Origin of the sequence: Alcaligenes faecalis, from assembly GCF_041521385.1 — a bacterium.
GTDB lineage: Bacteria > Pseudomonadota > Gammaproteobacteria > Burkholderiales > Burkholderiaceae_B > Alcaligenes > Alcaligenes faecalis_E.
On the sequence record NZ_CP168006.1, the window covers coordinates 2814501 to 2834834 of the forward strand.

Genomic DNA, 20334 nt, shown 5'->3' on the forward strand with positions numbered 1-20334 from the left:
TGCTAGACTAAATGACGTAAAAAGCAGAATCGAGGAGCATGACATGATTACTTTGCAGCAATGCGAGCAGTGGGATCAGGCCGATGAGCTGGCCGCCTTTAAAGCCAAGTTTGACCTGCCGCCCAATACGATTTATCTGGATGGGAACTCCCTGGGTGCCATGCCCCGGCATGCCATGGAGCGTGCTCAGGAAGTGATCGGCCAGGAATGGCGCACCGACTTGATCAATAGCTGGAACAAGGCAGGCTGGTGGACCTTGCCGGTGCGTCTGGGCGACCAGATGTCGCCCCTGATTGGCGCTGGTCAAGGCGAAACCATCGTCAGCGACAGTACCTCTGTGAACCTGTTCAAGGTGCTGGCTGCGGCCGTCAATTTGCAAAAAGAACGCCATCCGGAAAAGAAAGTGATTCTGGCCGAGCGCGACTCTTTCCCTACGGATCTGTACATTATTGAAGGGTTTAACGCCTTCTTTGGTAAAGACTATAGGCTGGAGCTGATTGATGATCCGGCAGAGCTGCAAACTGCGGTCAACGCTGAAACGGCGGTGGTGGTGTTGTCCCATGTGAACTACCGCACGGGTTATCTGCACGATATGCAGGCGACCAACCGACTGGTGCATGAGCACCATGGTCTGGTGATCTGGGACTTGTGCCATTCGGTGGGCGCTTTGCCAATCGAGCTCAAAGACAGTGGTTCGGACTTTGCCATTGGCTGCACCTACAAGTACCTGAATGCTGGTCCGGGCGCACCGGCCCTGCTGTGGGTGAACCCCGAGCTGATGAGCCAGATCAGTCAGCCTTTGTCTGGCTGGTGGGGGCACAAGCACCCCTTTGCCATGAGTCCTTCGTACGAAGCGGCCAATGGTATCGAGCGTTTTCTGTGCGGGACTCAGCCCATTGTGTCCTTGAGTCTGGTCGCATGCGGTGTGGATGTGTTCCTGCAAACTGATTTGCAGGCCGTGCGCCGCAAGTCTTTGGCCCTGACGGACTTGTTTATTGCTCTGGTTGAGCAGGAATGTGCCGAGTTTGGCCTGCGTCTGGTGACCCCACGTGATCACCACTACCGTGGCAGCCATGTCAGCTTTGCGCACGAGCAAGGTTATGCCGCTATCCAGGCCCTGATTGCCCGGGGCGTGATTGGCGACTACCGCGAGCCCGAAGTCATGCGCTTTGGAATCACGCCTTTGTATTTGTCGTTTGTGGATATCTGGCAGGCCGTACAACACATCAAGGCCGTGTTTGCGAATCAGGAATGGGACAAGCCGGCTTACAAAACACGCTCCAAGGTGACTTGATGACGACGACAGAACAATAATCATAAGGATGAGACATGAGTCGATTTGAGCAAATTCAATCGCGTGAGGCCGGGCTGCATAAAAAACTGAGCGCCCGCCAAATGAGCATGATTGCGATCGGGGGCGCCATTGGTACCGGCTTGTTCCTGGGCAGCAAATTTGCTATTGGTTTTGCCGGCCCTGGTGTGGTGTTGAGCTATGTCATTGGTGGCCTCATTGCCCTGTTCCTGATGGGCTGCCTGGCCGAGATGACCGTAGAACATCCCACATCGGGTTCCTTTGGGGCCTATGCGGAGTTCTACATTCACCCGCTGGCTGGGTTTTTGGTGCGCTATAGCTATTGGGCCTGCATTGTTCTGGCGGTGGGCACAGAGGTGACGGCGGTCGCGGACTATATGAAGTTCTGGTTTCCGGAGGTCTCGCCCTGGATCTGGATCGCCTTTTTCTCGGCCGTGCTGATTGCCGTCAATGCCTACAGTGTCAAGGCGTTTGGTTCGGTGGAGTATTGGTTTGCCTTGATCAAGGTGTTCGCGATTATCGCGTTCATCGTGCTGGCGATTGGTATGTTGACGGGCTATTACAAGCCTGCGCAGGTGCAGGAAAACCTGTTTGGTCAGGGTGGTTTCATGCCCAATGGCTGGTATGGGGTGTGGGTAGGCGTGATTATTTCCATCTTCAGTTATCTGAGTATCGAGATGATTGCGGTGGCGGCGGGCGAGGCCGAGAACCCCGAGCAAGCCGTGCGCCAGGCTTTCAAGGCCACGATCTGGCGTTTGATCATTTTCTATCTGCTGTCCTTGTCCCTGATCGTGATGCTGGTGCCTTGGCAGGTGCTGGTTGCCGAAGGCACGACCAGTCCTTTTATTACCGTGATGCAGTCCGTGGGTATTCCTTACGCAGACAGCATCCTGAACTTTATTGTGATCATTGCGGCCTTGTCGGCCATGAACAGCATGCTCTATATCTCGACTCGCATGATGTTCAGCCTGTCGCGTGCCGGTGATGCGCCTGCCGCCTTGGGTAAGGTGGCGCGCAATGGTGTGCCTTTGAATGCTCTGGCCTTGTCGGCCAGCGGTGTGGCTGTGGCTGCAGTAGTGTATGCCTACAATCCGGAAACCGCCTTTCCGGTGATGATAGCCTTGTCTATGTTTGGCGCCTTGTTCACTTGGGGCATGATCTTTCTGACTCATTTGTTCTTTCGCCGCCGCGTGGCTCAGGATGGTGTGCAACTGCGCTTTCGTATGCCTGCCTATCCTATTGGTACCTTATTGGGGCTGATCGGCATTGTGGCGATTTTGGTGACGACCTGGTTCATCGATATCTTCCATTACACCCTGTTGTTTGGGGTGCCGTTTTTGCTGATCCTGATTGGTGCTTACCTGGTGCGGGCACGAACCCGTAGTTCTTAATGGTTGCACTGGCGCCATAAACCCTTGCTGTTGAACTGATCTCAAGAGCTTGGGCCGTTTGAATATCAAGGTCCGAAGGCCTGAGTCCGGTATTGCACCGGATTCAGGCCTTTTGGTTTGAGCTGGATACGTTCATGGTTGTCGTCGTGAAGGCATGGCCGTATTCGGTGTTAAGGGGGCCGAAGACGCGTTCCATGGAGGCCTTGTCCAGGTAATTGGCCATGGCAACAGGTGGTTTATTACCTGTGTTCGATGCATAGCGAATGTGTCGCTGCGTGAAGATAAAGCAGGACGATATGTAGCTTTTTGTGGCAAATTAAAAGAATCGACAACTTTTGTTAAGCCAAAAAGGGGAGCACATGTCGTTTAAAAGCCTATTGAAAGTACCTGTTCTGGCCGGGAGTGTCTTGCTGAGCGCACCGGCTTGGTCGGCGGAAGTTGCCGATCAAATCTGGATGGGCGGGCCGGTGCTGACGATGAACGATCGTCAGCCGACCGCAGAGGCGGTGGCGATCAAGGAGGGGCGTATTCTGGATGTAGGCACACTGCAGGCGATGCAGGCTTACAAAGGCGCTGGGACGAATACGATTGACTTGCAAGGCAAGGCATTGTTGCCGGGCTTTGTCGATGCGCATGGGCATGCGTTCATGATTGGCGTGCAAGCCATGTCAGCCAATTTGTTGGCGGCCCCCGATGGCCAAGTGAAAGACATCCAGAGTTTGCAGGAAACGCTGAAGCAGTGGCTCGATGAGCAAGGCCAGACCCGGCAAGTCGGGCTGATTCTGGGTTTTGGATACGACGATGCCCAGTTGGCGGAGCAGCGGCATCCCACCCGTCATGATCTGGATGCGGTCTCTGAGTCTTTGCCCATCGTCATCATTCACCAGTCCAGTCATATCGGTGTGTTGAATAGCAAGGCACTTGAAATGGCGGGTATTACGGCCCAGACCCCTAATCCGGAGGGTGGCGTGATCCGTCGGGAAGAGGGCAGTCAGGAGCCGAACGGCGTGCTGGAGGAAATGGCGTTTTTCTCCGGGGTGGCCAGCCAGATGGGCAAACTCAAGCCGGAGCAGGCTCAGGCTTTGTTTGTGGCCGGAACCGATCTGCTCAAACGCTATGGGTACACAACCGGGCAGGAAGGGCGGGCAACCTCCAGCATTGTTCCTTTGATGCAAGCGGCCGCCAAGGCCGGCAAGATTGATATTGATGTCGCCACGTATGTCGATATCTTGCAGGATCGGGATTTTATTCTACGCAACGCATCGCGGGAGTACACCGACGGATTTCGGGTGGCAGGCGCCAAGTTGACCATTGATGGTTCGCCACAAGGCTTTACCGCTTACCGTGATCGTCCTTATTACAATCCGCCTGCCGGCTACCGGGCCGATTATCGAGGTTACGTGGCTGCAACGCCTGATCAGGTGTTTGAGTCGGTGGATTGGGCCTTCAAGAATGGAATACAGATCCTGACGCACTCCAATGGTGAGGGAGCATCAGATCTGCTGCTGGCGGCCATTAAAACCGCACGCGAGAAATACGGCCCCCAGGATCGTCGTGCGGTATTGATCCATGGGCAGTTCTTGCGTCGGGATCAGGTGGCTACCATTGCCGAGCTGGATGTGTTTCCGTCCTTGTTTCCCATGCACACCTTTTACTGGGGAGATTGGCACCGTGATCGCACAGTGGGGCCGGTCAATGCCGATAATATTTCCCCCACTGGCTGGGTACGCGAGCATGGCCTGATGTTCTCTTCCCATCATGATGCACCCGTGGCCTTTCCGAACTCGATGCGCGTGTTGTCAGCCACGGTGACGCGTCGCTCCCGATCCGGTGACATCCTGGGCCCGGATCAGCGGGTAGATGTGCCGACGGCGCTCAAAGCCATGACAATCTGGCCGGCGTACCAGCATTTTGAGGAAAAGGAGAAAGGCTCGATTGAGCCGGGTAAGGTGGCGGACTTGGTGGTTCTGTCTCAGGATCCGACAGCGATTGACCCGGAGCAATTGGCGACCCTGGAGGTCATTCAGACGATCAAGCGAGGCAAACTGATCTATGAGCAGGGCAAGGCCTCAGAGGGCGAACGGCTTAGCCAGTTACAGACTGGAGAGATGATTTCCCGCTTTTTGAATGAGTGGCAGCATCAGGCTCATGAGGCCGGCTCGTCGGATCATGGTCATGGGCCGGAGTTGTTAATGGGCGCCTTGCTGCAAGGCTTGGAGTAAGGCCGTTTTTAGGTCGGACATCCGGGCAGCTTGGCTGCCCGGTTCAGACACCAATATGTTCACATGAACATTTTGGCGTCATAAAACTTTCATCTGAGCGTCACCGAGTCGTAACGTCGCGTTCTTACACTGCCGGGTATTCAAACGAAACCTAGATGCCGTGTTATGAACCTTTCTGTCAGGCAAAGCATTATTGTGGATTTGCTGGCCGCCCAAGGGGCCGTGTCAGTCGATGGCTTGGCCGCGCATTTCGGGGTGACACCCCAGACCATACGGCGCGACCTGAACCACTTGTATGAAGCCGATCTGGTGCGCCGCCGCCATGGTGGTGCCGAGCTGAACGTGGTCGAGCGCAATGCGCCTTTTCAGACGCGACGCATTACCCATTTGCAAGCCAAGGCCCGTATTGGGCGAGCGGTTGCTCAATTGATTCCTCCTGGTGCCAGCCTGCTGCTGGGTTTTGGCACCACGCCTGAACAAGTTGCCTTGGCGCTGGCCGATCATCGTGACTTAACCGTGGTCACCAATAACATCAGTGCGGCCTTGGCGCTGTCTCACAATATGAGCCACCGCGTCGTGCTGACAGGGGGTGAGCTGCGTCAACCCAATCCTGAAATTCTGGGCCCTGGTGCCGAGCGCCTGTTCAACAGCTTCAAGGCCGACTTTGGCGTGTCCGGGGTAGGGGGCTTTGATTCGGACGGTGCCTTGCTGGACTTTGATATGGCCGAGTCCGATTGCCACAAAGCCCTGCGCGGCAATTGCCGGGTGCGGATTCTGGTGCTGGATCACACCAAGTTTGGCCGTCGTGCGCCTGTGCGTAGCGGCTCCTTGGATGATGTGGATATTCTGGTCAGCGACCAGCCCATTCCCGAGCCTTACCGCGAGCAGATTCCGGCGCGTGTCCAGGTGGTGATTGCCGATGAGGTGCAGGCATGAGTCGCGCTGCTATCGAGTTGCAAGGTATCGGCAAAGCCTGGGGTGAGCAGGCTGTGCTCAAGCAAATGGACCTGTCCATTCAGGAAGGCAAGTTCACGGCCTTGCTCGGGCCGTCGGGCTGCGGCAAGTCTACCTTGCTACGCATCATAGCCGGGCTGGAAACACCCGATCAGGGGCGTCTCCTGATCAATGGGCAAGATGCCACCCATATGGAGCCTGCCAAGCGTGGCCTGAGCATGGTGTTTCAGTCCTACGCCTTGTTCCCGCATCTGAATGTGGCCGACAACATCTTGTTCGGGTTGCAAGTACGCCGTGCTGATCGTCAGCAACAAAAAGAGCGTCTGCGCGAAGCCTTGGCCTTGACCAATCTGGAGGGGCTGGAAGAGCGCAAGCCCGGCCAGCTCTCGGGCGGACAACGACAGCGTGTAGCCCTGGCGCGCAGCATCGTGTCGGGTCATCGTATCTGTTTGATGGACGAACCGCTCTCGAACCTGGATGCCAAGCTGCGTCATACCGTGCGCCATGAAATCCGCTCCTTGCAGCAGCGTCTGGGTCTGACGGTGGTCTACGTTACCCACGACCAGACCGAAGCCATGGGCATGGCCGATCACGTGGTGTTGCTCAATGCTGGGAATATCGAGCAGCAAGGCAGTGCCCAGGATTTGTACGGTCAGCCCAATAGCGTCTTTACCGCCGGTTTTATCGGCAGCCCACCCATGATGATGATTCACAGCGACCACGTTCCTGTGGAACTGTGGCCGTCGCGTCGTCAGTACGACCAGCCACATCGTGTACTGGTGGGCGTACGTCCCGAAAACCTGAGCTTGCACGACGCGGGCGAACAGCATGTGGCCGCCACTGTGGTGCATCAGGAGTTTCAGGGGGCTGATGCCTATGTGTATGTGCAGCTTGATGATGGCCATACCTTGATCGTGCGCGCCCCGCACAGCCGCAGCGTCCAGGCGGGCGCTCGCTGTGGTTTGAGCTGGAATCCCGCCCACGCTTTCTACTTTAACCAGGACAGCGGGGCTCGCCTGCTGTCTGCGGATGCGCTGACTGCTGCTCCTTTTTCTGCTCTTCCTGCTGTTCTTCCCTAAACGTACTGCGAGTCTACCCATGTTGAAGAATTGTTTGCTTGCCACCTCCAGCGCCTTGCTGATGAGCCTGGGCGCCAATGCCCATAGCGCGGTGGAATTGACCATGTATTACCCCATTGCCGTGGGAGGTCCATTGACCGATGTGGTCGATGGAATGATCAAGGACTACCAGGCCCAAAACCCGGAAGTCACAGTAAAAGCCGTGTACTCCGGCAACTACGATGAAACCCGTGTGCGTGCCTTGTCGGCCCTGCGCGCAGGCGAGCCAGTGCAACTGTCTGTACTGGGCGCACTGGACACCCATGATCTGGTAGAGCAAGGCCTGGTTGAAGCCTTTAGCGATGTGGCTCAGGACGCTTCCAGCCAGGATTGGCTGAAAAGCTTTTACCCCGCCTTGATGGCCAATGGCACCTTGGAAGGTAAGGTCTGGGGCATTCCGTTCCAGCGTTCTACCATCGTCATGTTCTACAACAAGGACATGTTCCGTGAAGCGGGCCTGAATCCGGATCAAGCCCCCAAAACCTGGGACGAGCTGGTGCAAACGGCTCAGAAGCTGACCAACGAGCAGCACCACGGTTTGATGATTCCCTCGACGGGCTACCCCTACTGGATGTTCCAGGCCATGGCATTGCAAAATGGCCGTCAGTTGATGAATGAAGAAGGCACTCAGGTCTACTTTAATGATCCCAAGTCGGTAGAAGCCCTGCAGTTCTTCCATGACCTGGCCTACAAGCACAAAGTCAGCCCCACCGGCACGATTGAATGGGGTACGCTGCGCCAGGCTTTTGTCCAGGGCAAGACAGCCATGATGTGGCACACCACGGGCAACCTGACAGCCGTCAAGAATGAAGCCAAGTTCGACTTTGGTGTTGCCATGCTACCTGCCAAGGAGAAAGCCGCTTCGCCTACCGGCGGTGGCAACTTCTACCTGTTCAAGGGCGCTAACGACGAGCAGAAAAAAGCGGCGCTGGATTTTGTGCGCTGGATGACTGCGCCCGAGCGTGCGGCCAAGTGGTCCATGGCCACGGGCTATGTGGGTGTCAGCCCTGCTGCCTACGAAACGCCTGCTCTGGTCGAATACGCCACGACCTTCCCGCAGGCTGTTGTTGCCCGTGATCAGTTGGCCGTGGCCTCGCCCGAGTTTGCCACTTATGAAACAGCACGTGTCCGTGAACTGCTGTCCAATGCCGTGCAAGCCGTGTTGACCAATGCCAAAACGCCCAAAGACGCCTTGGATCAAGCCCAGACTGCCGCAGACCGTCTGCTGCGTCCTTTCAACTAAGCAGGTGTAGGAATGGCTGAACCATTACGTGTGCTGCGTAAAGAGTGGGTATTTGCTTACCTCTTGTTGACGCCGCTGTTTGTGCTGCTAAGCGTGTTTGCCTTTATCCCGGCGCTGCACACGTTCTGGTCCAGCCTGTTGAGCAAAGGTACGGCTCGTCGTCCCGCCCAGTTTGTGGGCATGGACAACTACGATGCCATGCTGGCGGACCCCACCTTTTGGCTGGTTTTGAAGAACAATCTTTGGTATGCCGCCATTGTGATCCCAGTATCCATGGCTCTGGCCTTGCTGATGGCCTTGTGGGCGAATCGGGCCATGAGCATGCGAGCCTGGGTGCGTTGTGCTTACTTCACACCCACGATGCTGCCCATGATTGCCGCCGCGAACCTATGGCTGTTTTTCTACACGCCGGATCTGGGTTTGCTGGATCAGATTGCCAAGCTGTTTGGCGGCGGAGCCACCAACTGGCTGGGCCAGCCGCAAACGGCCTTGGGTGCGGTCATGGTGGTGACGATCTGGAAAGAAGCTGGTTTTTTCATGATCTTTTATCTGGCCGCCTTGCAAACCATTCCGCCCGAACTGCGTGATGCTGCCCGCCTGGAAGGGGCGACGCGCTGGCAGTATGGCCGTCGCGTACTCCTGCCCTTGCTGGCACCGACGACCTTGTTCATTTTGATCAATGCCTTGATCAACTCGGTCAAGCTGGTTGATCACCTGTTTATTTTGACCAAGGGTGGCCCCAATAACGCCTCCAAGCTGATGTTGTACTGGATCTGGGAAACCGCCTTTGCTTATATGGATACGCCTAGCGCCGCCGTGCTGACGGTTGTGCTCTTGCTGGGGCTGGGCGCCGTCGCTATTTTTCAATTCCGCTACGCTGAACGACGCGTGCATTATCAGTGATGAACATGGACACCGTTTTGACTGCTCCTGGCCGCCCGCTGCGTTTGCCATCTTTGGACACGGTGGGGGCGCACGCTTTGGCCCTGCTGTGGATTGCCCCCTTGCTGTACGCGTGCTGGGCTGCGTTTCGCGACCCGTCCGCCGCCTTGAGCTTTGACTGGAGCGCAGGCTGGACGTTGGATAACTTTGCCGCCGCCTGGGACCGTGCGCCCTGGCTGCGCTACATCTTCAACACCACGGTACTGGTGCTGACCATTCTGGTCGGACAGTTTGTGCTGTGTACCTTGGCCGCGTACGCCTTTGCCCGCTTTCGTTTCTTTGGCAGCCAGTTTCTGTTCATGCTGCTGCTGTTGCAGTTGTTCATCCTGCCCGAAGTGCTGATTGTCGAAAACTACCGCATGGTGGCCTTGCTGGGCTGGACGGACACGGTCTGGGGCATGGGTGTGCCTTATATGGCCAGTGCCTTTGGCGTGTTCTTGTTGCGTCAGGCTTTCAAGCAAGTGCCACGTGAACTGGAGGACGCGGCGCGCCTGGAAGGATGCAGCCGCCTGGGTGTGCTCTGGCGTGTGTACGTGCCGCTGGTCAAGCCTGTGTACCTGGCGTATGCCCTGGTGTCGGCGTCTACGCACTGGAACAATTTTCTGTGGCCCTTGGTGATCAGCAGCTCTGACCACACCCGTCCGTTGACCGTAGGCTTATCCCTGTTTGGCGCACCGGAAAGTGGTGTCAGTATCTCCCTGATCAGTGCCGCCACATTAATGACTATCTTGCCGCTTTTGCTGGGCTTTTTGCTGTTTCAAAAGCAGTTCATGCAGGCCTTTTTACGCGCCGGCATTCGTTAAGGAATTCTGATGAAGATCATCCAGTTTTCGGATCTGCACATTACCCCGCCCGATGGCCTGTTGTTTGGCTCGGACCCTCTGGATCGCTTGCATAGTTGCGTGCAGCACGTGAACCGCCACCACGCCGATGCGGATTTGTGTGTGCTGACGGGGGACCTGACCCACGCTGGTCATCCACGTGCATACGAGCGTCTGCGCGAAGGCTTGCAGGACTTGATTCCACCTGTGCGTCTGATGATGGGCAACCATGACAGCCGCAGTGCGTTTCAGAGCGTGTTTCCACAGGCCATAAGCGATTTGCCCGGTTTTGTGCAGCACGCGGAAACTATGGGTGACTGGCGTCTGATTTATCTGGATACCTTGGAGGACGGCTACACCAACGGTTATTTGTGTACGCGGCGTCTGGAGTGGTTGCAGCAGGAGCTGGCGGCGCATAGCGGGCCGGCGATGCTGTTTTCCCACCATCCTTTGCCTGCCTTGCAGTACCCGTCCATGGACTGGCTGCGTTTGAGCAATGCCCCGGATCTATTGCCTGTCTTGAAGGCGCATCCTGCTCCCGTGCATTTGTTCTCTGGCCATGTGCATCGCTGCGCCAGCGGCGTATGGAATGGCCTGCATTTTGTGACGGTGAATGGGACCAACCATCAGCATGAACTGGATCTGGAGCGTGAGGGGGCGGCCACGTCCACCTTTGAGCCGGCCAGCTATGCGGTGATCTTGCCCAACGCAGATGGTTTGACGGTGCATTTTCAGCCCTTTGGATATGAGGAGCTGCGCTTCCCGTACACCGGCAATTTACGTGCCTTGAAGTGCATTTGATCCACGCTGTGCCATAACAGTGCTGCCTTGTTGAACACGGCTCCCGATTCCTGGAGGCACTCCAGAGATTGGGGGCCGTGTTTACGAGCTGGCCTTGTGCTGCTTAGAAGGAATAGTGCAGGTTCAGCATGGCATTTCGCGGTGCACCGTAGTAGCCGGTGTAGAAGGTCTGATCCAGCGCGCTCAGGTATTTGCGGTTGAACAGATTGTTGATGTTCAAGGTGGCTGTCAACTGTTTGCTGAAGTCGTAGCGACTCATCCGCTCGATCATGGCGTGAGGCGAGCGTGCAACGCCGATCAGGAACTTGCCGCGAAAAAGCGCCATGTCCGGCGAAAAGCTTTGTTGTTTCACGCAAGATCGTTATACTTGCGAACTATCAGGGGGAGTAGCTTACTTTCCGGCGCATCGTCATCACGGTAATTTGTGTCTTTCACGTATTCCCGGTGCCCGGGCAATCTCAGGGTTGCAAGCAAGACCTTGCCATTAACGGGCAAGGTGCATCCTCTACAAAGAGATGGCCTGTGTCCATAATGGATCAGGCCATTTTTGTTTTGTACAACGCCCGTCATTTTTTCGTTGTACAGTTCTGCAAGATGGTCGTCAGCGTTCAATCAAACAATATAAAAAGGCGGTCTTACCTATGATGGAGTTTTTGCAGACGATGAGTTGGGCGGCAGTATTTCAGATCATTTTGATCGATATATTGCTGGGGGGCGATAACGCCGTGGTTATTGCATTGGCTTGCCGTAATTTGCCGGCCAAACAGCGCGTGAAAGGTATTTTGTGGGGTACGGCCGGTGCGATTGGCTTGCGTGTTGTCCTGATTGCCTTTGCCTTGACCTTGCTGTCCGTACCTTATCTGAAAGTGGTCGGTGCCTTGTTGCTGGTCTGGATTGGCGTCAAGCTCTTGATTCCTGAAGAAGATGGTCACGGTAATGTTGAGGGTGGTGCCACCTTGTGGAAAGCCATCAAGACCATCATTATTGCGGACTTTGTGATGAGTCTGGACAATGTGATCGCAATTGCGGGTGCTGCGCAAACCGCGGCGCCAGAGCATCAGATTGGTTTGGTGATTTTCGGTCTGGTGGTCAGTGTGCCTATTATTATCTGGGGCAGTACCTTGGTGTTGAAGCTGATCGACCGCTTCCCTATGGTTGTGACGCTGGGTGCTGCGTTGCTGGGCTGGATTGCTGGCGGCATGCTGGTGACAGATGTTAAATACATCGAGTACTTTGGTGAGCCCAGCACCACGGTCAAGTTGGCTGCAGAAGTGGCGGGTGCTTTGCTGATTGTGGCTTTGGGTCATGGTTTGGCTGCCCGCAAGCGCAAGCAAGCTGCCCAGGCCTGAAATTGAAACAACAGGTGTAGAACCGGCGCCGGGGGCTTCGCTTCCGGCCTGGTTCTGGGTTAAGCTCAAACGATTGTCTAAAAAAGGAGTACACCATGGCACAAGCCTCCGCACGCCACATTCTGGTCAGCACCGAAGAGAAAGCGAACGAACTGAAAACCGCGATCGAAGGTGGTTCTGACTTTGCTCAGGTGGCCAAGGAAAATTCCAGCTGCCCATCGGCCCGCATGGGCGGTGAGCTGGGAACATTTGGCCGTGGCCAAATGGTGCCCGAGTTCGATCAGGTTGTGTTCAGCGCCCCCGTTGGCGTTGTGCAAGGCCCTGTCAAGACTCAGTTCGGCTACCATCTGGTAGAAGTGACTGCACGTCAGGACTGATACGATCAGGCCAATAAGAACCCGCTTCGGCGGGTTTTTTTGTGCATGATGGGCTTTGGCAACAGGCAACAGGTGGCTGATGACGATTGAGTAGAAGTCGGATTTGGCTGTTTCTGAGGCTGACGGGCCAGGCAAGCATGGAGTCGCCCTTAAAACCGACGTGGCACCCGATAAAGAAGCTGCTTTTTTGTCTCTTTCCTGGTGAAACAAGCCAGCTTGTGCCAGCTAATGCGTTGATTATCAGGGCTTATGCATAAAAAGTCTGGACATTTTCCCGCAAGCTGCGCAGTATGCCTGCCATACTGGCTAACGGCCTTGTCGCCGTGTGGTTCGCTTGCCTTGAGCGAATCAGCCCATTCTTATAAAGAAAACCCATGAAACGCACCGATATGGAAAAGCTCAGCGCCGTTAAACTGCTGAGCAATGTAAAAAAAGCGGGTACGCCACAACGCTTTGCGGGTGATTCCGTCGTGGCCGATCGACGCGAACAACGTCGTCTGGATCAGGCTGCTGGCCTGGTGTCCTTTCCCGTGAAGCTGACTCAGCCCGTCATTGAGGCCGTGCGCGCTCGCGCTACCGAGCAAGGCGTCTCGACCAATGAAGTGATTGATCGTTTGTTGGTTCAAGCCCTGGACCTGTAATTCATGCAGATCTGGGTCGATGCGGATGCTTGTCCGGTAGTCATCAAAGAAATTTTGTATCGCGCTGGGCAGCGTTGGAGTTGCCACGTGATCCTGGTGGCCAACCAGATGTTGCGTACCCCGCCATCGCCCTGGTTGCGGGCGGTGCAAGTGGCGCGGGGTTTTGACGTGGCAGACGATTACATCGTTCAGCATGCCAGCGTCGGAGATCTGGTGATTACCGCCGACATCCCCCTGGCCGCCCAGGTGCTGGAGCGTAAAGCCCTGGTCCTGACTCCCAGGGGTGAACGCCTGGACGCCAACAGCATAGGCGAGCGCCTGGCCATGCGCGACATGATGGAAGAACTGCGCAGCACCGGCGTGGATATTGGAGGCCCAGCCCCCTTTAGCCAGTCCGATCGGCGCGAGTTTGCCAACGCACTGGACCGCCTGATGATGAGCCTGAAAACGGTGGTGAGATCGTAAACAGACTTGCCATCTCCCCGGCCCTTGTGTGAGTCTGTCGCTGGATTCAAATTTTTAAAGTGACCTACCGGATGACAGACGCAAAACGCCCCCTGATGAATTTGACTGGCCTGAACGAGGCCGTCGCCCAGTTCGCCCGCGAGCGTGAGTGGGACCAGTTTCATAGCCCCAAAAATCTGGCCATGGCGCTGACCAATGAAGTGGGCGAGCTGATCGAGATCTTCCAATGGCTGACAGAAGACCAGTCGCGCGAGGTGGGGAAGGACCCCAAAACCGCCGAGGCCGTGCGTGACGAACTGGCCGATGTGCAGATATATCTAAGCCGTCTGGCCTTCGTTCTGGGCGTGGACATGAACGAAGCGGTCACCAGCAAGCTGGTGAAAAACGCCCAGAAATACCCCGCCGACAAGGTGCGGGGGACGAACAAGAAATATACGGAGCTGTAAGCGGCAGATACGTCGGTCAGCCCCCGCACGCGATTCGGATGGTGGAAGCTAATGGTTCCGCAGTGCTCATGTCAGAAGCGGAGTGGACTGCGATTCAGGAGACTCTGTTTTTGATGAGCATCCCCGGCATGCACGAATCGATTAAAGCAGGAAGGGCTGAGCCTTTGGAGCTTCGGGCCCAGCATCTTGATTGGTGAAGCTGCTTTTAAATCTCCCCCAACATTTCGCCCACAAACCGCTCCATTCGCGCGTGTCGTTCACGCGCGATTTCTTGTCCCCGTTCGGTTTGAAAACCATCGGCCAGTTTGAGTAATTTGGCCGGGAAGTGATCCAGCGCGTAGTGCTTGTCATCCAGAGGGCGATTCGCTGCTTTGGGATCTTCCGGCTCATACAAGCTGGAGCCCATGCGTCCCGCGGTATAGAAGCAGCGAGCTATCCCTAAAGCCCCAATGGCATCCAGCCGGTCTGCATCCTGCAAGATGCGGGCTTCCAGGCTGGCTGGCGGTATGTTTGCCGAAAAACTGTGGCTTTGAATGGCCTGAGCCACGGCCTTGCAGTCCTGCTCGGACCAATCCATCTTGCTTAGAATATGCTGCGCCTGTGCGGCGGCCAACGTGGAAGCGCGTGAACGCAAAGGCGAGTTCTTTTCCACAGCAACGCAGTCATGCAGCAAAGTCGCGGCCAGTAAAATCCGCAGATCCCCACCTTCTTTGTCCTGAATCGCACAGACGTTCTTCCAAACACGCTGCAAGTGCGATTGGTCGTGAGAGCCGTCGTTGTGACTGGTGCTGCTGTGGGGCAGGAGTTGGGCGGCAAGCTCTTCAAAGGGGTGAAACAGGCTGGACATGGCTAGGGTTCGCTGTAAAGGGTGCCACAGCATAACGCGAAGTAGGAGGGGCAGGACAGGCTCAAGAAAAAGGGCCGCCAGTGGCAGCCCTTAAGGCGAGTTGACGCTTGTAGGGTTAGAAGTTACTCAGCCCCAGGTCACTGACCGAGTCGGCCCAATAGTTCAGTTGCTGATCCACGTAGACCGTGAATTCGGCTGGGCTATTGGTGACCAGTGTTGCGCCGTTCCCCTCCCAGACTTCCTTGATCTTGTCGGTATTCAAGGCACGATGGATGCTGTCTGCCACGCTTTGCACAGTGGCATCCGGCACATCTCCTTGCATGAAAATCCCGTACCAGGTCTGGGCGCTGATCTCGTCCATGCCCAGTTCCTTCAAGGTAGGTACATCCGGCAAGGCAGGAGCGCGTTCGGGGCTGGAAACGGCCAGGGCGCGCAAGCGGCCATTGCGTATCTGCGCCACGGCCGACGGCATGGTCTCGAACATGAAGTCCACCTGATCGCCACTGATCAGCGCCATGACCGCCGGGCCGCTGCCTTTGTAGTGCACGGCGGTCATGGTGGTGCCAGCTTTCTTTTCCAGCTTGCCTGCCATCAAATGCAGCATGGTGGCGACGCCGCTGGTGCCATAGTTCACGCCAGCGCCTTGCTTGGCGGCGGCCAGCAGGTCCTCCACGCTGTGATAGGGTGAATTGGCGTTCACCACCAGCACATTGGGCATGGCAGCAATCAGGGTGACGGCTTTCAGGTCTTTGCGGGTGTCGTAGGGGAAATTTTTCAACACGGCAGGCGCAATCATGTGATGCACGGCACCAAACAAAAGCTGATTGTCTGCGGGGCTGGAGTTAGCCACCATGCTGGCACCCAGCACGCCGCCGACTCCTCCTTTATTTTCTACCACAACGGTTTGACCAATTTCATTGCCCAGTGCTTCGGCCAGGGGACGGGCCAGGGTATCGCCCGAACCGCCTGCGGCGGAGGGGACGATCAGCCGCACCGGGCGCTCGGCCCAGGCGGGGGGCGCTGCCCAGCTTTGGGGCGCGGCAGCAAAGATAAAACTGAGGGCAAGTACAACACGGGACCAGGGTTTCATGTTTTTTTACCTCCTCGGTAGTCGTCGGTTTAGCCTTTGCCGGAGCCCAGGCTGCCGGGGTTGCTGCGCAGCTTGTCGATTTGATCTTGTCGTGGTGCCAGCCCCAGGCCGGGGGCGTCGGGCATGCGCAGCCAGCCTTGTTCGGGCTGAGGCAGGCCGGTGTAGATTTCGGCCATCATGGCACTGGCCGCCAGATGCCATTCCACATCGCCGCCATTTAACAAACCGCAGTGCAGGTGACCGTTGTGAGAGGGGAAGGCCCCGCCATTGGCGACAGACGCGTTAAAGCTTTCTGCCAGGGCGAAGATCTTGCGGGACTGGGTGAAACCGCCGGAGATCAGCACATTGGGCTGCAGAATATCCACGGCCTGCTGCATCAGCAGATCCCGGAAGCGATAGGACTGGCCTTCGTTCTGACCAGCGGCAATAGTGATGCCCGTGCTTTGGCGCAGTTCACGCAAGCGGCCCGTGTCGTTCTGGGTAATGGGTTCTTCAAAAAAAACGACGTCCAGATCACGGGCATGGCGGGCGATGGCCTTGGCGTGCACATAGTCCAGGCTGCAATTGCCGTCGATGTACAGCGCAGTGTCGGCGGGAATGGCCTCGCGCACCAGACTCATGCGGCGCATGTCCTGGTGGATCAGGTCGGCCAGCGGGCGCGGTTCGTCGCGACGTTGCAGACCGTGATGGCCTACCACCATCTTCAAGCCCTTGAAGCCTTGATCCACGCAGTCGCGTGCCACCTTGATCAACTCTTCTTCGCCCAGAAAGGCGAAGCCGAAGGTTGCGTAGGCAGGGACTTTTTCACGAGCGCCCCCCAGCAGTTTCCATACCGGCAGACCCAGGGCTTTGCCCTTGATGTCCCATAGGGCGATGTCCAGGGCAGAGATGGCGTGCATGGCATAGCCCGTCTGGCCGCGGGGGCATACGTTCCAGTACATGCGGTCCCACAGGCGCTCGGTGTTCAAGGGGTCTTGCCCGATCAGGTCGCTAGCCAGAATATCGTTGATGGTGCTGGCAACGGGGTGCTCTTCGGTAATGGCGCTCAGTCCATAGCCGGTGATGCCTTCATCGGTCTCGATTTCCACATGACAGATGGCCAGGTTGGTGGGTTTTTGGATGCCCGCGCTATCGAACTTGAAAGGTACGTTCAAGGGAATGGCGCGTACTGCCGTGATCTTCATTTTCCTGTCTCCTCACGCTTTTTGAATGCGTTTGCATGTAATTGTTTTAGGTTTATAGCGTTTTGTTGCAAGCGTGATCAATGGTGTAAACCCTTGATTTTATTGATATATAAAAGAGTAATCTGATATATCAAAAAGGGTTTTCAGAGCTTTCCGGAAGCTCTTTAGTGGAGGGTTTTCAGTATCGGGAGATTCTTTGGGAGGCGGGAGTCCAGACCTTTTATGGGGAACTTGGAAGCAGCGCAGAGACTGGCTGAATTAGTAGCTAGACAGGGCTGTGAGGAGGTAAGCAGTAGCGGGTGTTACTCCCTGTCCAGATCTTCGTGAAACGCTGTTGATAGGCTCATCGAAAGAACCATTCATAAAAAACCCTGCCAAGCAGAAAAGCGTGGCAGGGTTTTTTCAGTCGCGCGAAGTATGAGCAGGGGGCGGTCTATTTCCCCCGCAGCAACTGCATCTGACGGCGATCCTTTTTCGTTGGACGGCCAGCATCAAAGTCCAGCGCAGGTTCCGGTGCCAGACGGCGTTGTTCGGCGGCCTGTGTACGTCGTGTGCTGCTTTCTTCCGTTTCCTGATACAACTGGCGGGCAACCGGGGCAGGGCCACGCACGCCGCTTAATGCGGTGACATGAACCTCCATGGCTGGCGTTTCTTTGCGCAGGGTAATCACATCACCAATGGAGACTTCGCGAGCAGGCTTGGTGCTTTGCTGATTCAGCAAAACCCGCCCTTTGGTGATCTCTTCAGAGGCCAGGCTACGCGTCTTGTAAAAGCGCGCTGCCCAGAGCCATTTATCCAGTCGTAATTTGTCCATGCGCTATTGTAAATCCAGTCTGCCAGAGTCGGGCTTAATGCAGCTCCACCGCAGTGGCAGAAGCTGCCTGCACACGAGGCAAACGCAGACGCAGCAGTAGAATCAGACTGAAGACGGCCAGCAATCCAGCCCAGAACATGACACGGTGGAAGCCGTCTGCCCAGGCGTGCTGAATGGCGTGCATCCAGAATAAGGAGTCTGCCGAGGCAGGCAGATTTACCTGGCCGGAGCTAATGATGTGCTGTGCCTGTTCCCGCATGGGATTGATCGGATCAAGACGGCTGGACAAGGAGCTGACGGCGCCTTGGCTCATCAAGGAAGCCAGCAGGGCAACGCCCAAGGTCATGCCGGTTTGGCGGATGGCATTGGTGGTGGCTGATGCCATGCCGGAACGCTCACGCGGCACCAGATTCATGACCAAGGTACTGCATGCCGGAACAGACAAGCCCATGCCAATGCCCAGTACGGCCAAAGCAACACCGGCCATCCAGTAGGACGCGCCGGGTTGCAGCAACATCATTAGCCAGGAACCGGCTGCCATCAGACCAAAACCCGTAGTCAGGATCATTTTCAGTCCAAAGCCTTGGCTCAAGGCACCGAAACGGGAGGCCAGCACGGCCATGCCGATGAATTGGGGAGCCAGCCCCCAGCCGGTTTGGGTGGCACTCCAGCCCAGGGCATTCTGGAAGAACAGGGACAGGAAAAACACATTGCTATAGGCGGCAAAGCCCAGCACAAAGGAGGCGATATTGGCGGTGCTGAAGCGGTAGTCCCGAAACAGGCTCAAAGGCAGCAAGGGGCGGGCGACGCGGCTTTGGGCATAGATAAACGCGACGAAGGTGACTGCGGCCACGCCCAGGGAGCGAACCGTTTCGGTGGCATGCCAGCCTTGTTCACCCGCGCAAATCAGGCCATAGGTCAGGGAGCCGAGCCAGATCACGCTAAGCAACTGGCCGATCGGGTCGAAGGCCGCGTGTTCAGGGTTGGCCGATTCCTGAATGCCCCACATGCCCAAGCCTAATGTCAGCAAACCCAGTGGCAGGTTCAGACTGAAGATCGAAGGCCAGTCGGCCACATCAACCAGCACCCCGCCCAGAATCGGGCCCAGTACCAGAGCCAGGGCGCTCAAGGAAGACCAGCCGCCAATGACACGGGCACGCTGGGCCGGGTCCGGGAAGGCGTGGGTCAGGATGGACAGGGCGCCGGGAATAAGCAAAGCCCCGGCCATGCCTTGCACGACGCGGCCCCAGAGCAGGGCGCTCAGTGAACCGGCCAGGGCGCACATCATGGAACCAACGGTAAAGGCCAGCACGCCCAGCAGCCAGCTTTTCTTGCGTCCGTAGCGATCCCCCAGCAGCCCGGCGGACAACATGAAGGCGGACAGGCACAGCGCATAAGCATCCACAATCCATTGCAGCCCGGCCATATCGGTCTGCAGGGCTTGCTGCATGCGGGGCAAGGCAAGATTCACGATGCTGATGTCCAGGGTGACCATGAAAGTTCCCAGGTAAATAGCGATAGTTAGAGCAAGTCGGCGTGTCATGGTAATAAATGAGAATTATTATCGACGACTATAAAACATTGACTGACTGTCAGTCAATGAAAAACAAAGAGGCTGGCTAAAATAGCGCGGTGATCCCCGACGAAGCACTGTGTCGGATTTTTTCTAATACCTTGACGCTCATGACCGCTGCCAAAACACCCCGCACCCAACCCTCTGAAGTTCGTCGCCGTGATTTACTGGAGGCCGCCGCTGCCTTGTTTCTGCAACAAGGGTTTGATGCCACGCCGGTCGATGAAATTGTGTTGCGGGCGGGCATGTCCAAAGGCTTGTTCTACCATTACTTCAGCTCCAAGCAGGAGATCCTGGCCGCCTTGCGCGAGCAGTTCATCCAGCAGTTTCACGACCGTGTGCAAGGGGCGCTGGAACAAGCGCCGCAAGATGATTGGGTGCAGCGTCTGACCTGTTGGATTCGGGCCTCGGTACAGGGGTATAGAGATACGCTGGACATGCACGATCTGGTGTTTTCAGAGCATATGCGCAGCAATTACCAGGGCGAGCGCAACGTGGTGACCGAGCCGTTGCACAGGATTCTCAGCGAGGGGCAAAACGCCGGAGTCTGGTCTGTGGCCGATGTGGATTTGACTGCCTGGGTCATCTACCAAGGCATGCATGGTGCGGTCGACAATATGGGTCTGGAAACGACGGAGCAGTGGGCCGCCATGGAAGACAATCTGGTGACTTTGTTTGTGTCCATGCTTGGGGTGACCCCACCTTGCCAGAAAAAATAGGCTGTTAGAACGGTGCTGTCCATGT

At 56.5% G+C, this 20334-nt stretch carries 23 protein-coding genes; 15 read left to right on the plus strand and 8 right to left on the minus strand.

The genetic code is table 11. The features are described 5' to 3' along the window. Positions 1-43 precede the first annotated feature (43 nt). Together kynU and ACDI13_RS12585 are read left to right on the plus strand one after the other, a co-directional pair. A complete protein-coding gene (gene kynU / locus ACDI13_RS12580; protein WP_316990125.1) occupies positions 44-1294 on the plus strand; it encodes a kynureninase in 1251 nt (416 codons plus the stop codon). A gap of 35 nt (positions 1295-1329) precedes the next feature. Further along, positions 1330-2703 carry an amino acid permease gene (locus ACDI13_RS12585; RefSeq protein ID WP_316990124.1) on the plus strand — a complete coding sequence of 458 codons (1374 nt, stop codon included), beginning with the start codon at positions 1330-1332 and terminating at the stop codon, positions 2701-2703. 65 nt (positions 2704-2768) lie between these two features. On the opposite strand, the gene ACDI13_RS12590 is transcribed toward ACDI13_RS12585, so the two are convergent. Continuing rightward, on the minus strand, positions 2769-2867 hold the full coding sequence (locus ACDI13_RS12590; RefSeq protein WP_372373124.1) for an IS3 family transposase: 99 nt from the start codon (positions 2865-2867) through the stop codon (positions 2769-2771). Positions 2868-3062: 195 nt separating this feature from the next. Here ACDI13_RS12590 and ACDI13_RS12595 point away from each other — a divergent pair, with 195 nt between their 5' ends. From ACDI13_RS12595 to ACDI13_RS12625, 7 genes are all read left to right on the plus strand, one after another. Next, positions 3063-4925: an amidohydrolase gene (locus ACDI13_RS12595; RefSeq protein WP_316990123.1), complete on the plus strand. Its 1863-nt coding sequence runs from the start codon at positions 3063-3065 to the stop codon at positions 4923-4925. A gap of 165 nt (positions 4926-5090) precedes the next feature. Next, on the plus strand, positions 5091-5861 hold the full coding sequence (locus tag ACDI13_RS12600) for a DeoR/GlpR family DNA-binding transcription regulator (protein WP_094195515.1): 771 nt from the start codon (positions 5091-5093) through the stop codon (positions 5859-5861). Further along, a complete protein-coding gene (locus tag ACDI13_RS12605) occupies positions 5858-6958 on the plus strand; it encodes an ABC transporter ATP-binding protein (RefSeq protein ID WP_316990122.1) in 1101 nt (366 codons plus the stop codon). The genes ACDI13_RS12600 and ACDI13_RS12605 overlap by 4 nt, the downstream gene beginning before the upstream one ends. Positions 6959-6977: 19 nt before the next feature. Next, positions 6978-8240 (plus strand): ABC transporter substrate-binding protein, encoded by a 1263-nt coding sequence (locus ACDI13_RS12610; protein WP_316990121.1) that lies wholly within the window; start codon positions 6978-6980, stop codon positions 8238-8240. Positions 8241-8252: 12 nt separating this feature from the next. Further along, positions 8253-9143 carry a carbohydrate ABC transporter permease gene (locus ACDI13_RS12615; RefSeq protein WP_094195518.1) on the plus strand — a complete coding sequence of 297 codons (891 nt, stop codon included), beginning with the start codon at positions 8253-8255 and terminating at the stop codon, positions 9141-9143. After that, positions 9143-9985 (plus strand): carbohydrate ABC transporter permease, encoded by an 843-nt coding sequence (locus tag ACDI13_RS12620; RefSeq protein ID WP_316990120.1) that lies wholly within the window; start codon positions 9143-9145, stop codon positions 9983-9985. The genes ACDI13_RS12615 and ACDI13_RS12620 overlap by 1 nt, the downstream gene beginning before the upstream one ends. Before the next feature lie 9 nt (positions 9986-9994). Further along, entirely contained in the window at positions 9995-10804 is an 810-nt protein-coding gene (locus tag ACDI13_RS12625) for a phosphodiesterase (RefSeq protein ID WP_316990119.1), read from the plus strand. Between the two features lie 103 nt (positions 10805-10907). Here ACDI13_RS12625 and ACDI13_RS12630 read toward each other — a convergent pair whose 3' ends face one another. Further along, positions 10908-11129 (minus strand): hypothetical protein, encoded by a 222-nt coding sequence (locus ACDI13_RS12630; protein WP_372372472.1) that lies wholly within the window; start codon positions 11127-11129, stop codon positions 10908-10910. 23 nt (positions 11130-11152) lie between these two features. Continuing rightward, on the minus strand, positions 11153-11416 hold the full coding sequence (locus tag ACDI13_RS12635; protein WP_372372473.1) for a hypothetical protein: 264 nt from the start codon (positions 11414-11416) through the stop codon (positions 11153-11155). Positions 11417-11445: 29 nt separating this feature from the next. On the opposite strand from ACDI13_RS12635, the gene ACDI13_RS12640 reads away from it, so the two are divergent. The 5 genes from ACDI13_RS12640 to ACDI13_RS12660 all read left to right on the plus strand — a co-directional run bounded on the left by ACDI13_RS12640 (position 11446) and on the right by ACDI13_RS12660 (position 14082). Beyond that, positions 11446-12153 carry a TerC family protein gene (locus ACDI13_RS12640; protein WP_316990117.1) on the plus strand — a complete coding sequence of 236 codons (708 nt, stop codon included), beginning with the start codon at positions 11446-11448 and terminating at the stop codon, positions 12151-12153. Between the two features lie 95 nt (positions 12154-12248). Continuing rightward, positions 12249-12530: a peptidylprolyl isomerase gene (locus ACDI13_RS12645; RefSeq protein ID WP_094195522.1), complete on the plus strand. Its 282-nt coding sequence runs from the start codon at positions 12249-12251 to the stop codon at positions 12528-12530. 374 nt (positions 12531-12904) lie between these two features. After that, entirely contained in the window at positions 12905-13171 is a 267-nt protein-coding gene (locus ACDI13_RS12650; protein WP_316990891.1) for a hypothetical protein, read from the plus strand. A 3-nt stretch (positions 13172-13174) separates the two neighbouring features. Next, a complete protein-coding gene (locus ACDI13_RS12655) occupies positions 13175-13636 on the plus strand; it encodes a YaiI/YqxD family protein (RefSeq protein ID WP_316990890.1) in 462 nt (153 codons plus the stop codon). A 71-nt stretch (positions 13637-13707) separates the two neighbouring features. Next, positions 13708-14082, plus strand: a complete 375-nt coding sequence (locus tag ACDI13_RS12660; RefSeq protein WP_316990889.1) for a nucleotide pyrophosphohydrolase — start codon at positions 13708-13710, stop codon at positions 14080-14082. A 205-nt stretch (positions 14083-14287) separates the two neighbouring features. Here ACDI13_RS12660 and ACDI13_RS12665 read toward each other — a convergent pair whose 3' ends face one another. The 5 genes from ACDI13_RS12665 to ACDI13_RS12685 all read right to left on the minus strand — a co-directional run bounded on the left by ACDI13_RS12665 (position 14288) and on the right by ACDI13_RS12685 (position 19560). Next, complete coding sequence (locus ACDI13_RS12665) at positions 14288-14929, minus strand: HD domain-containing protein (RefSeq protein ID WP_316990888.1); 642 nt, start codon at positions 14927-14929, stop codon at positions 14288-14290. A gap of 115 nt (positions 14930-15044) precedes the next feature. Further along, a complete protein-coding gene (locus tag ACDI13_RS12670) occupies positions 15045-16019 on the minus strand; it encodes a tripartite tricarboxylate transporter substrate binding protein (protein WP_316990887.1) in 975 nt (324 codons plus the stop codon). A 29-nt stretch (positions 16020-16048) separates the two neighbouring features. Beyond that, a complete protein-coding gene (locus ACDI13_RS12675; RefSeq protein WP_316990886.1) occupies positions 16049-17203 on the minus strand; it encodes a mandelate racemase/muconate lactonizing enzyme family protein in 1155 nt (384 codons plus the stop codon). Between the two features lie 433 nt (positions 17204-17636). Continuing rightward, positions 17637-18017, minus strand: coding sequence for an RNA-binding S4 domain-containing protein (locus ACDI13_RS12680; protein ID WP_316990885.1), 381 nt, complete (start codon positions 18015-18017; stop codon positions 17637-17639). 34 nt (positions 18018-18051) lie between these two features. Beyond that, positions 18052-19560, minus strand: a complete 1509-nt coding sequence (locus ACDI13_RS12685) for a DHA2 family efflux MFS transporter permease subunit (protein ID WP_316990884.1) — start codon at positions 19558-19560, stop codon at positions 18052-18054. Positions 19561-19700: 140 nt separating this feature from the next. Between ACDI13_RS12685 and ACDI13_RS12690 the strand changes: the two genes are divergently transcribed. Beyond that, a complete protein-coding gene (locus ACDI13_RS12690) occupies positions 19701-20309 on the plus strand; it encodes a TetR/AcrR family transcriptional regulator (RefSeq protein WP_316990883.1) in 609 nt (202 codons plus the stop codon). The last annotated feature ends 25 nt before the right edge of the window (positions 20310-20334 follow it).

Bases quoted from the DNA above. Each gene is read 5' to 3' on its own strand.
- ACDI13_RS12615 (WP_094195518.1), top strand. From the start codon at position 8,253: ATGGCTGAACCATTACGTGTGCTGCGTAAAGAGTGGGTATTTGCTTAC.
- ACDI13_RS12645 (WP_094195522.1), top strand. From the start codon at position 12,249: ATGGCACAAGCCTCCGCACGCCACATTCTGGTCAGCACCGAAGAGAAA.
- ACDI13_RS12600 (WP_094195515.1), top strand. From the start codon at position 5,091: ATGAACCTTTCTGTCAGGCAAAGCATTATTGTGGATTTGCTGGCCGCC.
- ACDI13_RS12605 (WP_316990122.1), top strand. From the start codon at position 5,858: ATGAGTCGCGCTGCTATCGAGTTGCAAGGTATCGGCAAAGCCTGGGGT.
- ACDI13_RS12585 (WP_316990124.1), top strand. From the start codon at position 1,330: ATGAGTCGATTTGAGCAAATTCAATCGCGTGAGGCCGGGCTGCATAAA.
- ACDI13_RS12630 (WP_372372472.1), bottom strand. From the start codon at position 11,129: ATGGCGCTTTTTCGCGGCAAGTTCCTGATCGGCGTTGCACGCTCGCCT.
- ACDI13_RS12595 (WP_316990123.1), top strand. From the start codon at position 3,063: ATGTCGTTTAAAAGCCTATTGAAAGTACCTGTTCTGGCCGGGAGTGTC.
- ACDI13_RS12650 (WP_316990891.1), top strand. From the start codon at position 12,905: ATGAAACGCACCGATATGGAAAAGCTCAGCGCCGTTAAACTGCTGAGC.
- ACDI13_RS12665 (WP_316990888.1), bottom strand. From the start codon at position 14,929: ATGTCCAGCCTGTTTCACCCCTTTGAAGAGCTTGCCGCCCAACTCCTG.
- kynU (WP_316990125.1), top strand. From the start codon at position 44: ATGATTACTTTGCAGCAATGCGAGCAGTGGGATCAGGCCGATGAGCTG.
- ACDI13_RS12655 (WP_316990890.1), top strand. From the start codon at position 13,175: ATGCAGATCTGGGTCGATGCGGATGCTTGTCCGGTAGTCATCAAAGAA.
- ACDI13_RS12675 (WP_316990886.1), bottom strand. From the start codon at position 17,203: ATGAAGATCACGGCAGTACGCGCCATTCCCTTGAACGTACCTTTCAAG.
- ACDI13_RS12670 (WP_316990887.1), bottom strand. From the start codon at position 16,019: ATGAAACCCTGGTCCCGTGTTGTACTTGCCCTCAGTTTTATCTTTGCT.
- ACDI13_RS12690 (WP_316990883.1), top strand. From the start codon at position 19,701: ATGACCGCTGCCAAAACACCCCGCACCCAACCCTCTGAAGTTCGTCGC.
- ACDI13_RS12625 (WP_316990119.1), top strand. From the start codon at position 9,995: ATGAAGATCATCCAGTTTTCGGATCTGCACATTACCCCGCCCGATGGC.
- ACDI13_RS12610 (WP_316990121.1), top strand. From the start codon at position 6,978: ATGTTGAAGAATTGTTTGCTTGCCACCTCCAGCGCCTTGCTGATGAGC.
- ACDI13_RS12620 (WP_316990120.1), top strand. From the start codon at position 9,143: ATGAACATGGACACCGTTTTGACTGCTCCTGGCCGCCCGCTGCGTTTG.
- ACDI13_RS12685 (WP_316990884.1), bottom strand. From the start codon at position 19,560: ATGACACGCCGACTTGCTCTAACTATCGCTATTTACCTGGGAACTTTC.
- ACDI13_RS12680 (WP_316990885.1), bottom strand. From the start codon at position 18,017: ATGGACAAATTACGACTGGATAAATGGCTCTGGGCAGCGCGCTTTTAC.
- ACDI13_RS12640 (WP_316990117.1), top strand. From the start codon at position 11,446: ATGATGGAGTTTTTGCAGACGATGAGTTGGGCGGCAGTATTTCAGATC.
- ACDI13_RS12660 (WP_316990889.1), top strand. From the start codon at position 13,708: ATGACAGACGCAAAACGCCCCCTGATGAATTTGACTGGCCTGAACGAG.